The sequence below is a fragment of the Nonlabens sp. genome (assembly GCF_051251825.1).
GTDB lineage: Bacteria > Bacteroidota > Bacteroidia > Flavobacteriales > Flavobacteriaceae > Nonlabens.
Genome location: NZ_JBPOGG010000022.1, coordinates 1 through 13,961, shown reverse-complemented (window position 1 = coordinate 13,961; position 13,961 = coordinate 1). Strand labels below are relative to the sequence as shown.

At 31.6% G+C, this 13,961-nt stretch carries 10 protein-coding genes; 1 reads left to right on the top strand and 9 read right to left on the bottom strand.

The window, feature by feature from the left end; translation table 11 throughout:
• From ACSHWW_RS13910 to ACSHWW_RS13880, 7 genes are all read right to left on the bottom strand, one after another.
• Positions 1–839: glycosyltransferase (locus ACSHWW_RS13910; protein ID WP_435683075.1), on the bottom strand; the 839-nt coding region annotated here is incomplete at its 3' end.
• A gap of 125 nt (positions 840–964) precedes the next feature.
• A complete protein-coding gene (locus ACSHWW_RS13905) occupies positions 965–1,732 on the bottom strand; it encodes an ATP-grasp fold amidoligase family protein (RefSeq protein ID WP_435683074.1) in 768 nt (255 codons plus the stop codon).
• Between the two features lie 165 nt (positions 1,733–1,897).
• A complete protein-coding gene (locus tag ACSHWW_RS13900) occupies positions 1,898–2,989 on the bottom strand; it encodes a glycosyltransferase family 4 protein (protein ID WP_435683073.1) in 1,092 nt (363 codons plus the stop codon).
• The gene (locus ACSHWW_RS13895; RefSeq protein ID WP_435683072.1) at positions 2,989–3,948 is read right to left on the bottom strand and encodes an ATP-grasp fold amidoligase family protein; all 960 of its coding nucleotides are present in this window, start codon (positions 3,946–3,948) and stop codon (positions 2,989–2,991) included. The genes ACSHWW_RS13900 and ACSHWW_RS13895 overlap by 1 nt, the downstream gene beginning before the upstream one ends.
• 36 nt (positions 3,949–3,984) lie before the next feature.
• Positions 3,985–4,965, bottom strand: coding sequence for an O-antigen ligase family protein (locus ACSHWW_RS13890; protein ID WP_435683071.1), 981 nt, complete (start codon positions 4,963–4,965; stop codon positions 3,985–3,987).
• A 677-nt stretch (positions 4,966–5,642) separates the two neighbouring features.
• A complete protein-coding gene (gene murJ, locus ACSHWW_RS13885) occupies positions 5,643–6,998 on the bottom strand; it encodes a murein biosynthesis integral membrane protein MurJ (RefSeq protein ID WP_435683070.1) in 1,356 nt (451 codons plus the stop codon).
• A gap of 10 nt (positions 6,999–7,008) precedes the next feature.
• A complete protein-coding gene (locus ACSHWW_RS13880; protein WP_435683069.1) occupies positions 7,009–8,103 on the bottom strand; it encodes a glycosyltransferase family 4 protein in 1,095 nt (364 codons plus the stop codon).
• 364 nt (positions 8,104–8,467) lie between these two features.
• Between ACSHWW_RS13880 and ACSHWW_RS13875 the strand changes: the two genes are divergently transcribed.
• A complete protein-coding gene (locus ACSHWW_RS13875) occupies positions 8,468–9,721 on the top strand; it encodes a right-handed parallel beta-helix repeat-containing protein (RefSeq protein WP_435683068.1) in 1,254 nt (417 codons plus the stop codon).
• A gap of 22 nt (positions 9,722–9,743) precedes the next feature.
• Here the strand turns inward: ACSHWW_RS13875 and ACSHWW_RS13870 are convergent, their stop codons facing one another.
• Both ACSHWW_RS13870 and ACSHWW_RS13865 read right to left on the bottom strand, forming a co-directional pair.
• Entirely contained in the window at positions 9,744–11,612 is a 1,869-nt protein-coding gene (locus ACSHWW_RS13870) for an Ig-like domain-containing protein (protein WP_435683067.1), read from the bottom strand.
• A 735-nt stretch (positions 11,613–12,347) separates the two neighbouring features.
• A partial coding sequence (locus tag ACSHWW_RS13865; protein WP_435683066.1) for a PKD domain-containing protein occupies positions 12,348–13,961 on the bottom strand: 1,614 nt, incomplete at its 5' end.

Sequence of the window (13,961 nt, the reverse complement as noted above, 5' to 3'; positions counted from 1 at the left end):
CCAGCGCTAAGTGTGGCAGCGATAGCAGTATTTTGGGACATCATTTGAAGAAGTACGTTAGGAAAACCCTCAATACGAGAGGATAATACACATGCTTGTGCTTTTTCAAAGTAGGCATAGACATTTTTAACATAACCAGGCATATGAATATTTTCCTTAAGACCTAGATTATCGATTTTTGCAGTAAGATTATCCCTTTCAGAACCTTCCCCGAGAATGATTAAGTTCAAATGAGGATACTTTAAAGCTATAAGCTTAAAAGCATCTATGAGAATGTCAAAACCTTTTGCGGGGGCTAATCTTCCTGCAGCAACAATAAATTTTTTATTCTCATATTCTTTAGCAATAACTCCTGTTCTAGAGTTTATGTCCTCAAAATTAAAAGGATTTGAAATGGTTTTGATGTTGAGCTTTTCTGTCAGAGTAGGGAGGGCTTCTATAAGCTGGTTTTTCATATAGTCGGTTTGCGTAATAACCAAAGAAGAACCCTTATAACCAAGAGAGTAAAAAAGAGAATAGATTTTTAGTTTGTAACCGTTTAGAAGCTTAAATATAGAATTGGATTCCCTTAGAATCACTTTAGCTTTAATTACTCCTAGCCGTTTAGCTAGGCCAATGGTTCCATTTATAATAGTTTGTGATGAAAAAGTATATGAGACATTATCATAATTCTTGAAAAGCAGGTAGGGAATAAGACAAAGGACCCCTATAAAGTACGAATTGAACGGAAAATAGATAATATCAAATTTTTTCTCCAATTCGTCCCAGCCCTTACTCGTTTTTTTAGATAGTATTATTACACGGCATGCCTGCTCATTCTTTGATAAGTAAAGAGCCATACTTTTTACAATATGTTCAGAGCCTTGTATGCTGTCTGTGGGTAATACAAAAAGCCAGGTATGTTTTTGGGTTGTTTTCAGGTTTTGAATTTAACAGCAGATTTTGCGCTAGGTTAATAAATATGCTAATGATTATTAATTGGTAACTTAAGCATCTCTCCCAACTTATAATCCCATTGTTTTGGTTCAAATTTACCAAAACCCGATCCGGAATGAAACGTTAATTCTCCAAAATATATATCATAACCTATTACATACAAATCGACTCTCAAGCAAATGAAATCTTCTGCTAATCTTTCTGCAATTTCAACCATTTTATTGTAAACTAAAGGTTTTTCTATTAGTTCCCCATTTTGATATCCCTGATATTTGAAAGGTAGAAGATTCCAATTAATATCATATAAATTTCTTTTATGATTTGTTTGACGACCTATATCTACTTGAGTATATACTACTTTACCATTAAAACAATGTAGTTTGTAATCAGAAGGTATGTCTCCTTCTTTTGTCAAAAGCAACTTTTCCACTACTAGTCTAGGTTCTATATCCTTATATTGCCATTCTCCTTTGTGATTAGCATACGTGCTTTTTAATTGTTTTGCTAGTTTTTTTCTTGTTTTCGACCACTCTATCGTTTGCTTGTCTCTAACAATTGTTATACCCCCGCTATCGTGATTGGTTTTTATTATGAAAGGATATTCAGGTAAATTATCGGGTGTAATTTCTTCAACATTTTTAGTTTCCTTTATTAGTGGAATAAGATATTTCTCACCAATTTTTTGTTTGATGTGTTGTCTTACAGCATATTTGTCGGCGCACTGTACGTGTAGTTTACTTCGGTCATTTAACTTTAGCCACTGTAATTTTTCATTATAGGATTGAGGATTTCTCAAATTTAGTTTGTATCCCAATACCCTTTTGAACCTAAATTTTATAAGTGATTTTTCAGATATAATCAAATCTCTAAATTTGAATATAATGGTAAATAAAACCTTGCCAACAAATGTTTCGTAATATAAATTTCTTAGAAAAATGAACATGGTTTTTTTTTATAGATATTAAAGACTTTCAAGAAGGGAAATCCATCTATTGCCAATGTTTTCGATGCTAAATTTATCTAAAGCAGACGGTGCATTGTACGATAGTTTTTTTCTCAATTCAGAATCAGACATAAGTTTAATAAGCTCGGCAGTCATAGCGTCTTTGTTTTGATCGGAAATTAGCAGGCCGTCTATTTGATGTGTGATTATATCAGATGGTCCAGAAACACAATCGTAGGAAATGCAACATGCACCTTGTGACATAGCTTCTAACAAAGTCATTGGTAAACCTTCAAAACGAGAGGGTAAGATAAAGATTTCTGAGGAACGAATTAAATGCTTTACGTCAGTTCTAAATCCAGTAAATATAATGTTGTTCTCTAATCCGTATAATTTGATTTTCTCCTTTAGCATAGCTAATCCTTCATCACCCCCCCCAACAATTTTTAAGACCCAGTCATCTTTTTCTTTTAAAACATTATTTGCAATGTCAATTAAGTTATCAAAGCCTTTATGATGGTAGCGATTTAAATCGCCTATAGCTAAAATTACTTTTTTAGGTGATTTTTCAGTGTTATTATTGTTTTCTTGAAGTTCTAAATCTGTAACGGGGTTAAAAGTAGACGGGTTTGGGAGTAGCCAAACATTTTTATGTCTTTCCTTGAAATAGGGAATATCATATTTCGTTAAAATGGTTATTGCGTTAGCGTATGGGTAAATGTAATTTCTTAGAAACCGTTTTATCGGCGTATTGTTTAAACTATGATTTATATGTTCAGAAATAATTATTTTTATTCCATAAATTTTTGCAACAGGAATTGTCATATAAGCTAGCATATTAATATGTGAGCTTATAAAATCAGGTCGATTTTCAGCTTTGCGGTAAAAATTTAATAGACTAAAAAAACCATTTAATGTTACAGAATGAAACAATGGATGTTTATGTAATTTTATTCTTTTTATATTCTTATTTAATTCATAATTATCCGAGCCAGTAAATGTTATTATTCGAACGGAATATCCTTTCTCGGAAAGGTGATTGGCTAAAAGGCTAACTACACGCTCTGCACCGCCTCCACTCATTTTATTTATTAGAAAATCTAATTTCATTATAAAGTTTTGGTTTTTTCTAGTTGCAGTTCGCTTCCTAAAGTCAAATCCCAAACGGCTGGTAAAATCGGGGCATATCCGCTATCATGATGAAATGTAAGTTCTCCAAAATATAATTTCCCATCTACATCATACCAATCAACCCTTACATAGCAAAACGGTTTAGATAGAACATGAGAAAGTTCAATCATTTTATTCAGTGTTTTAGGAGCTGGTATTTCAAAACTAGCTGGGTCTGTATATTTTCCATTTTCTTTTTTAGATGACCACCGATACGGTTCTCTCACCCAATTAGTATTATACCAGTTCCTGTAGTGTTCTTTTGTACCGCGCCCAATGTCTACCTGAATCATTCTGACTTTTCCATTAAAACAATGAAGTTTGTAATCCATTGGTATAGAGCCATCCATAGTTTGTAATAAAGACTCAACAATTATTGATGGTTTAATATTTTTATATTGCCATTCTCTAGAAATTTTATGATAGTAATTTGTTTGTAGTCTTTGTTTTAAATTAGATTGAATAGATTGAATATCTAGTTCCTCTTTATTATTTACAAAATACCCCCCACCGCTGTCATGATTAGTTTTTATAATACTAGGAACATTTGGAAGGTTTTTTATGTTGACTTCTTTGGGGTCTTTGGTATGCATAAATAGGGGCACGAGATATTTAGATCCAATTTTCTCTTCTATATATGAACGGACCGCATATTTATCTGCACATATGGTGTGTAGAGGTGTCCTATCGTTCAGTTTTAACCAATTAATTTTTTCATTTAATGTTTTAGGATTTTCTAAATTTATAGGTAGCCCAAAAGACTCTTTGTAAATTCTTTTAATTACTTTTTGATCAGATACAATACGAGTCCAGTAAAAAACATTTAAGTCAATACCTTTTTGAATTAAAAATCTACCTAAAGTGGTTTTAGTATATAATTTTTTTAAGATTTTTTTCATAAAAATAAATGTATTGAACTAAATATAAACTATTTATCAAGTTGCAATAGATTGCTGTGGGTAAGGTGCTATTATCTTAACATTAATATAAACGTACATGGAAAGAAAAATATTACAATAGTTATCAAAATAACCATGGCCTGTCAAAAGATATATAGATATAGTAAGACTTAAATAAAAAAATTCTGGGTGCGATTTAAAAATAAGAAGACTCTTGTAAAGTATAAAAAAGTAAATACCAATCATAATCAGGAAGGGAATTATGCCAGCTTCACCTACTACCATCAAATACGCATTGTGGACACCAGGTAAACCGGGTCTGTACAGTTGAAAAAAGTAATACCCATTACCAAAAAAGGGTTTGTCTAAAATATATTCAGTATAAAGTGCCCAAGTTTCCGTTCTACTATCCTCTTCTAACGTTTTTGTTTGTACTTCTTGATCTTCGCTAAAAATGCTTGAAAATGCAGAAAAACGTTCTTTATTCAAAGATAACATACTTGATATAGCAAAGAATACTACTAGTGTGCCAACCCCAACTACAGGGGTGATAAGGTTTTTTCTACTTCTAAAAACTGCAACAACATTTATTAGAAGCCATATTAATATAAATGTTCTTGAAAATGTAAGTATGCCTGCAAGAGTTAATAGAAATTGACCCAAAATTCTAATATTTAGCTTAGGAACGAGGTAACTTAGAGCATAGCCAATCAGGCAAATTGAGCCTGCAAAATTAGGGTTTAAATAAAAACCACTGTATCTGCCGTAAGTTGGATAGAAATTTGCATTCGCCAATGGAAAAACTAAAGCATTAATAATAATAGAAGTTGCTCCGATTAAAAGAATATAATAGATTTCATTTTTCGTGGTTCGCTGTAACACCTCTACTGAAAATAAAACAATTGCCAATGAACGAATAAGCTCTTTAATGATGTCTAGTTCACTAATACTAAAAATAGGGTTTAACCCACTAATAATAAAATAAAGTAAAACCAAGAGTATAAACGGTAAAGGCAATTTATGCTTTTCCTTACTTAGAAAAAAAAACAGAAATAAAAGAAATGTTGTGGCATAACTACTTAAAGAACCCAAACTAGGACTGAAATACGCCGTTAAGTAACTAGGCAGATTCCATAGCAATAGAATGAGTATAAGATATCGTATACTTTTTAAAATGTTGTTCATTTGCTACAGCGATACTTTCTATAAACTACAAAAATAGGTTTATATTTTTTATTAAAGTTATTATTTTCAATTTGTACGAATAAACCAAACAATCTGGATTATTATAAAATAACTACACAAACAACTTATCGATAAATCAATCATTTCTTGGTTTTTTAATTAGGTTTTTGCTATTTTTTGTCTTCATAAACTTATCGAAGAGAGCTCAAAGATTGTGTGAACATACAAGGAAAAATAAATATGAAAAATTTAAAGGGTTATATTGCCTAAAAAAATGATAAAGAAACAAAAGATTAGTTTCAAAAAAATGTTTACTGCCTTTAAATATTAGAATAGAAAATTGAGAACAGTAGTAATAATTTTTTTTTAATTGATAGCTTCGATTAGTTAATAGTCCAATATATTAATAAAACATAATAGGTTTGCTTCACTAGACTATATTTCCATTATTATATAACAATTGTCCAATGTTCAATTTTGCTTGAAAATTTAATAGTAAAATTAACAAATCATATGATAATTTTGATCTTTTTACTCTCGTTATATGTAAAGTAAAACATAACAATGTTTTTCAATATGACGACTACAGTTGTACAAATGGCTATACCTAAAATTCCGTAATATTGAATTAGAACATAATCTAGTATTATATTTAGAACTAAAGCCCCGAATGAAACATAAGCCATAAATGAATTCTTATTAATGCTGGTTAAAAAATTCACGTTTATCATTCCAGCTATAGTAAAGGGAATATATAGTAAAAATATTTTTTGGATATTAGAAACGATATCCGTATCCTTTGTCGTAAACTCTTTTCTTTGGAAGAAAAATTCAACAAAAAAATCAGTAAATATAATACCTAAAACAGCAAAAATAGCGCCTCCTAGAAAAGTGATTTTCATCATTTTAAAGACCATTTTAAAAGATTTCTCTCTATTATTAAGTACTAATTTTGAAAAATAGGGCAATAATACATTTGTGATAGCTATGGTCAAAAGGCCTATTAAAAAGGCGGGCATTTTTTTTCCGTAATTCATAGCAGCAATCGAACCGAGGACTAATTGTGCAGCAAAATATTGATCAACAACACCATTCATTCCAGTTAAGAAACCAGAAGAGATTTTAGCAGGCAATTGCGCGAACATAATCCTAGCATTTGAACTCTTTAGATCAGGTTTTGATAGTGTTAGAACTTTCTTTGATAAACAGAGTGTTAGATAATATAAGAAACATAGTATGGACCCTAGCAATGTGCCAACGGCCAAAACTAAATTACCCAAGTCATCCCTATATAAAAATAGACAGGTAATTATGGCAATAGGCACGAAGACACTACCAAAAGATGAGTATTTATATTCTCCGGATACATTTAGTAAACCACTTAATAAAGAGGAAAACCCCCAAATTACAATACATGGAAGAAGGTAGTGAAATTGAATTTTAATCAGACTATAGTATTGTTGGGTATGACCAGCAAAGAAATTTTCTAAGTAAACATCAGTAAATATAAAAGCAACCAACATAAAAAACACCGATACTATGCCTGTCACTAGAAAACCGGTTGATTGAAAGGAAGATATACTATTTGTGGTTCTTAATTCTGCAACATAACTGGGTATGAAAACATTTTTAAAAGCACCAAGAAATACAGTGTCTATAAATCCAGGAACAAGTGAGGCGATAAAAAAAGTATCCAAAATCTCTGAGAGGCCAAAATTTGCAGCAACTACTGATTCCTTATAAAATCCGATGAATTTTACTAATAGAGTTGCAGCACCTACGGTAAGTATGTTTCTAATAACTTGATTCTGAAATAGAGCTTTAACATTGAAATTTTTGAAAAAGCTTTTAATACTCTTTATCATTATAGTTTTGCTATTTCATGATTTTTAAAATAATCTGCTCCCAATCATTTGCTATATGAATTGCCTGAAATTTTTCTACAGACTTTTCAGCCTTGATTGAGAAATTATTTCGAATAGTCTCATTGTTCATTAGCACATTTAATTTGTCTTCTAATTGTTTTTGATTATTCATTTCAATCAAAAAACCATTTTCTCCATTTTTTATTAATTCAGAAGGGCCGGTCGGGCAGTCCGTGGCAATACAAGGCAGTCCAAAATGCATAGCCTCGATTAGGGCATTGGGAAAACCTTCATAAATAGAGGTGAATGCAAATATAGAGCAGGAGTTATAATGATTACTTATAGATTTTGTAGGAGGCAAAAGTTTAATTCTTTCCTGCATTCCTAATTCAGATATCATATTTTCATATTCCTTCTGTTTAGGTCCTTTTCCGATTATATGCAAATACCAATCCTCTGTATTTAAGGCGGAAAAAGCCTTTATTAAAAGTGATTGAGCTTTTTGATCTGCCAGACGACCTACATTAAGAATAACCTTCTTTTTTGTAATTTTTTTATTTCTTGCTAGGGTCAATTCTGTGGAAATGGGATTGGCTAAAATTTTGAGACTCTCTTCTTTTACAAAAGGTTTAAAATATTGCTTGATGATTTTTGTCTGTACTACAAGACAATCCGCCTTTGGATAGGTATATTTCCAGAGCGTTTTCCATAGCAAACTTAATTTAACCGTATATGGATTGTTACGTTCACTAATTATTACAGGAATTTTACAAGCTTTAGCGGCTAGTACGGCCAAGATATTTCCTCTTGTTAAAAAACCAATAATTAATTCTATATTTTCATTTTGTAATTTTTCTTTAATCGTTTTTAGAAGTTTAAGATTTAGTCTTATTGTATCTAAAAACGTATTACTTGGTTCAATTTTATCAAGGCAATATATTTGATTTATTTTTGGGTCTAATTTATAGAAAGGTTCTTTTTTAGCAAATGTAATTACTGTTACCTTATATTTTTCCGCTAGTTCATTACATAATGTACTAACAACTCTCTCTGCTCCTCCAGAGCCTAAAGAACCAATAAGAAATGCAATGGATTTTTTTTTCATTTAAAAGATAAATTATGTAGAAATAGTCTAATTCTGAATGTGTTTCATCTAAGATTACTTATAATAAAAACTTATACATATAGTAAATACTAACGTTTGAACCTATATTTTCTTTTTTAAGAACGGATAAAAATGAATAAAAGTTGATGAAAATAAATAATTAATTTTTCAAAGATAGTTTTTACCCTTTAAATGGTTCACTATGAAACGGGATTGAAAATAAAATGATTTTTACATTGGTCGCTTAACCTTACAACTAAATGAATCTTATTGCATTGGTTTAATTTCAAGATATCTAAATTAATAGCTTATTTTAAAAACTTAGCTTTGGCTTATTAAAGTATAATCATGAAATTATTTGAAAATGAAAAAAGGTTTTATTATTGTTTTAGTTCTGTTATGTGTTATTAAATTGTCTGGGCAAACAGTAAAAATTTCAGATTTTGGCTTTGATACTTCGGATTCTACCCAATACATATATGACGCTATTTTATCCAAAAATGATACTATTATTTTTGATAAACAGCCTACCCAGTGGGTGACAGGTCCGTTAATCTTTAAACAGTTGAAAAATAAAGTATTGGTTTTCGAAAAAGGGGTATTACTTTGTGCTAAAGAAGGGGATTTCATTAAAACGACGGATGCTTTATTAGAATTTCGTAATTCACATAATATTACAATTCTAGGTAATGCTGCTACATTACAAATGAATAAGAAAGAGTACACAAATGGAGAATGGAGACACTGTATTAGTTTAAGAGGTTGTACTCTAATACGGATTGACAATTTAATACTTAAAGATTCTGGTGGAGATGGAATATATATTGCAGGAAGTGTAAAAGGTGGATTTTCGGAAAATATACAGATTGAAAATGTGATTTCTGATAATAATAAGAGGCAAGGAATGTCCATTATAAGTGCTAAAGATGTTGTAATTAGAAATAGTATTTTCAAAAATACAAAAGGGACTCTGCCGGGAGCAGGGTTGGATATAGAGCCTAATTCAAAACAGGACCGTATACAGGGTATTTATTTTTATGATTGTACATTTATAAATAATGATCATGCCGGTATCGTCTTGGCACTGCATAACTTAGAAGGTACTTCTATTCCAGTTGAGATAAGTTTTTTTAACTGTTTAATAGAGGACAATCACGATGAAAATAATAAGTATGTAGCTAGTGAATTAATTTTTAATGCCCATAAAACAAACCCTGTAAAGGGTATGGTTACTTTTGAGGATTGTCTGGTAAAGGATTCCCAATGGGGTCTTTTCTATAGCAGAAAAACGACTGAAGCCTACAAAGTTTTATTTAAGAATTGTGCAGCCATTGATATTTGTAAAGCTGGTACGTATTCCCCTATTTATTTAGAAGTGCCCGATTACTTTAAGGGTAGTTATAAATTAGGAGGGTATGAATTTGATAAGCTAACAATGAAAGTTGAATCAAGAGTACCCTACTTGGTAATAAGAGGCTCTACACTACCAACATTAAAAAATGTTTCTAATATTTCGGGAGAAATTACCATTATTGGTACTCCCGTACCTAAGATTGATTATATTAAATATGATGAATCTAATAATGTTAATGTCAATATTAACGTTATTCAAAAATGAAGCGGATTAGATTTATGTGATATTACTGCGTTAAATATTCTAAGAATACTTCTAAGTTTGTATATCCATCGTTATTCGCATCTTTTTTACCATCACTGTAATCTGAAGGGTCTAATCCAACTGAGGCTTCCCATATGTCATCCATTCCATCTTTATCTAAGTCTTTATAGGCATTTCCACTCTGTAAAATTGGATAACCTACATCGGATACTTTCGATAGCAATCCACCAGTTTTGTTTATTACATCTTTTATTACCCTCGCGTCAGCCGAATCTCGGGATGGTTTGTTAGCTCCTGCATTTGTAAGAACATAAGACTCAACACTAGATGATTTCATGGGGGAAATACCTGAATTAAAAACAGGGCTGGTTTGTAAATAAGGATTAATGTTGGATGATACTTTTACACTTCCTCCATCAAAAATGTTATCATCAATATAACCCTTAGTACCTGAAATGTTACCATCTGGGCAATTGTTCAAAGAGGCGGTCAATTGAATTAAAGTACTATTAGGTTTTAAATTTGGATTAGATTTATATACGTTACCAATTACATCAAAATGGTTTTCATATGTAGGAATAGTCGCGTCTTTAAAACCATAAACTAGATTGTTGACCATTTCAAAACTTGATGTACAAGTAGATGACCTTATGTTTCTTTCTTTATTGTGAACAAAAAGATTTTGAAATATGCTAATATTTTGAGCTCTATTCCAGAGTAGTAGCCCGTATTTAGTATTGGTGTTTTCACCGATTATACTGTTCTGAATTGTTACGTTACGAACATTACTAGTGCCACCTATACCCCCAATTTCTACAATTTCATCCTTACCCCAACTAATACTACAGTGATCAATAATTACATTTTCAGTCCTTGTATTTTTATAGGCTACAACTCTCAATCCATCCTCATTAGAACCTGAAGTATTATCTCCTGGTCTAATTCTCAAATGGCGGACTATAACATTTGAAGCCATTATTCTGAATTCAGCTCCTTTAATAGCTATTCCATCTCCTGGTGCAGTTTGACCTGCAATTGTAACATTGCCATTTCCATTTTTAATTTGAAGATAAGAAGAACATTCTATGGTTCCAGCAACTTTAAAAATTATAGTTCTTGAGCCGGACTCTCCTAATGCAGCTCTCAAACTACCATTACCTGAATCATTGAGGTTTGTAACTTCTATGATTTTACCACCCCGTCCTCCAGTTGCAAATTTACCAAAACCTTCCGCAGAGGGAAATGCTTTTAAGTTTTCATAACTTTTATTAAAGAATATGGTTACTTTTCCTTCTTCAGTTTTTACTTCACCTTTTTCATCCGTTGTTTCTATTGTATAAGTGAAAGTGTCTTCCTCGTCTTTAATTGTATCGTCAAACGTTTTATTTTCGGTTTCTTGTTCGACTATTTCTGGCTCCTTTATAGAATTGTCAGTTTGATTAGATTTTTCTTCGGTTATGGCCGTATAGTTATCTTGTGTAGACTCTTCTTCAGTTGTTTCCGTATCGATTTCTTGGATGGTTTCATTTTCACTGTTTTCTTCGGTGTTGATTTCGTCAGTGTCATCGGTAGATGTTATAATATAGGTTAATGTGTTATCCGGGTTAATCTTTACTGTTCCATTTTTTGGCTGGGAAGTTTCTACGATTTGAACTTTATCCAAGTCAATAAAAGTATCATTATCCAATACATCTAAAATAATTGAACTATTACCGTTTAGATTATAACTATCATTAATTAAATAATCTCCATAATTATTTAAACTACTTTCTGCATCTTTTACTACATAGCTAGTTAATAAATCTAAATCTTTCGAGCAAGAAGCAGATAGAAGGAATAGGGCAAAGAAAGGCATTACCCCTTTAGGAAGGGATATATTTAAATAACGCATAAGTAGGATATTTATATAAAGAAAAATAGGTTTGGGACTATTTTTCTATCGTTGTTTTTTCACAATTTTGTTTGTAAGTTTTTATTCTTTCAACGTACTTTTTGATTAACTGAACGAATTTTATTTAATAACTCCTGTAGAGTTTTGTTTGTTGCTCATCGAGTTCTTTTTTAGATGAACTACACTTCAACTAATTAGAACGATCGATAAAGTGTACAATAACAAAGATTTGAAGTAGATTAAAGAGCTGATTATTGAAAAAAACGAAGAATTTAATGTGGGTTGATTTTTAAAATATTCAAGACTTTACTTATACGTTCTAGCAAGTAGAAGTTGCAGAAATAAGTTAATCCCAAATGACATTGTTAAACAATGGTGGGAAGTTAATATGGAAAACTGTGAAATAATGGATAGCTGTTAGAGAATGTTTTAATTTAAATAAGAGAATAAATGCATGAAAAAATTTTAACGAAAAGGCTGTATAATTTCACAGCGAGAATAAATATGATATAAGTTTGGTCAATGAAGAATTACAAATAAAGAAATTATTGCAAAAGAGGTGATAATTAAGGATGTCTTCATTAATCATCGGGAAGATTTGTCACTAAAAAAATGAAGAAAAAAATCGGGAAAAGAATTCTTCCCCGATAAGTAGTAATAATTAAAATGTATTTAGCAACATCCTAAAAAAAATAAGCCACATGGGTAATTTTCTATTGAAAATATAATGACATATTAATTGATGTGATTATAGGAGATGTTCACGTTAACATTGGAACTTGATTTATATCCGTGTCCATATGTTAATGGATTATCATAAGGCTCCTTAATTGTAAAAGATCCTTTAATATCTTTCACAGTATGATTAACATTGGGAGCATTAATGTTCATAAAAGGTAAGTTTACGTTATACTCCAAGTAGAAGTTGTTAAATTCATAATTACCTGTAGTTGTATCTGCTCCAAGCGCCTCTAATTCGATTACATAGTCAGAACCAGAACTTGATACGTTGTAAGCGGAGCAATCTTGGAATATAACTTTGAAAGCATCGGCAGCCTTTTTTGCTTTTATTATACGATGCTTACTACCATTAAATTTTATATTAGTAAAAGTAGCAGTTCCCTTAACCGGGTTGTTATGGTCTCCTTGGTGAATAAATAGTTCTGCATCACTTACTCCTGAAGAAGGAGATTTCATATTATTACTAAAAACACTATTACTTACTTTAACGCTAATTGGTTTAGATGAACTTGTTAATTTGTTAACAGAGAGAGCGAATCCAAAACTATCATTGTTTGAAAATTTACAATTATTAAAATTAATATTGATAAGTCGTTCACTAGGGTCGTTTGGTTCTAGATCAACCCCAGATTCTGGGTCAGCACCATTAGAACCATTGAATTCTGAATTTTTAACCCAAACATTTTCAGCACTAATAATACTTAAGCCTTGTCTACGATTATTTTCACAAACAATATTATCTAACGTGATGTTTTTGGAATAATTAGTGTTGCCACCTCCTGCAATGTACATACCGTCGCCTCCGCTATCTTTTAGAGTTAAATTTTTGATAGTAACATCATTACCCCCGTTGATAGAAATAGCATGCCTATTTTCCATACTGTTGTATTCTGATTTAATCATTTTTAGTGTGGCTCCATTTCCTTCTATTGTAACATTTTCAGGAGTAACAAGTTGAAATAAAATACTACTAGAAGCGGAGAATGCTCCGGATTTAGCTCTTAGGGTTACTCCGGACTCAAAAACTATGGTCATATTTTTAAGTCTAAACAGTTTTAAGGGTTTAACAATCCAGTCTGAGCTTTGTTTGTCAATGACCACATACGAACTTCCTGAGGTTAATGCTTTATAGACAGCATCCGTTCCATCACTGGAATTAAAACCGAAATCAGATGCAAAAACAGCATTAGAGGGGTAATTGCCTGAATTCCCTCCAGTATCTCCTCCACCGGTATCTCCACCGCCTGTGTCTCCACCACCAGTGTCACCGCCACCGTTGTCCACAGGTCTTTCGTTCACTTTTACATCAATAGTTGTGGCATGCGTCAGTCCATCTTCATCTTTTACAGAAAGTTCTACTTTGTAAGTACCCGGATTAGCAAAATCGTGGGAGGGGTTTTTATTTGTCGTTGTAGAACCATCGTTAAAATCCCAGAAATACCCTGTAATGCCTGTATCGTCAGTAGAGTTATTTGCACTGAATTGAACATTTAAAGGAGCATAGCCTGTTAAAGGAGTTCCAGAGGCTACAGCTACTGGGGCTTCGTTTTGCGTCTCTGTTATGGTAATAGTGGTCGTATCCGAGTCCTTTAGGCCTTCTTCATCGGT

Excerpts from the sequence above, each read along its gene's own strand:
- murJ (WP_435683070.1), bottom strand. The coding sequence starts at position 6,998 with ATGATAAAGAGTATTAAAAGCTTTTTCAAAAATTTCAATGTTAAAGCT.
- ACSHWW_RS13875 (WP_435683068.1), top strand. The coding sequence starts at position 8,468 with ATGAAAAAAGGTTTTATTATTGTTTTAGTTCTGTTATGTGTTATTAAA.
- ACSHWW_RS13870 (WP_435683067.1), bottom strand. The coding sequence starts at position 11,612 with ATGCGTTATTTAAATATATCCCTTCCTAAAGGGGTAATGCCTTTCTTT.
- ACSHWW_RS13900 (WP_435683073.1), bottom strand. The coding sequence starts at position 2,989 with ATGAAATTAGATTTTCTAATAAATAAAATGAGTGGAGGCGGTGCAGAG.
- ACSHWW_RS13880 (WP_435683069.1), bottom strand. The coding sequence starts at position 8,103 with ATGAAAAAAAAATCCATTGCATTTCTTATTGGTTCTTTAGGCTCTGGA.
- ACSHWW_RS13895 (WP_435683072.1), bottom strand. The coding sequence starts at position 3,948 with ATGAAAAAAATCTTAAAAAAATTATATACTAAAACCACTTTAGGTAGA.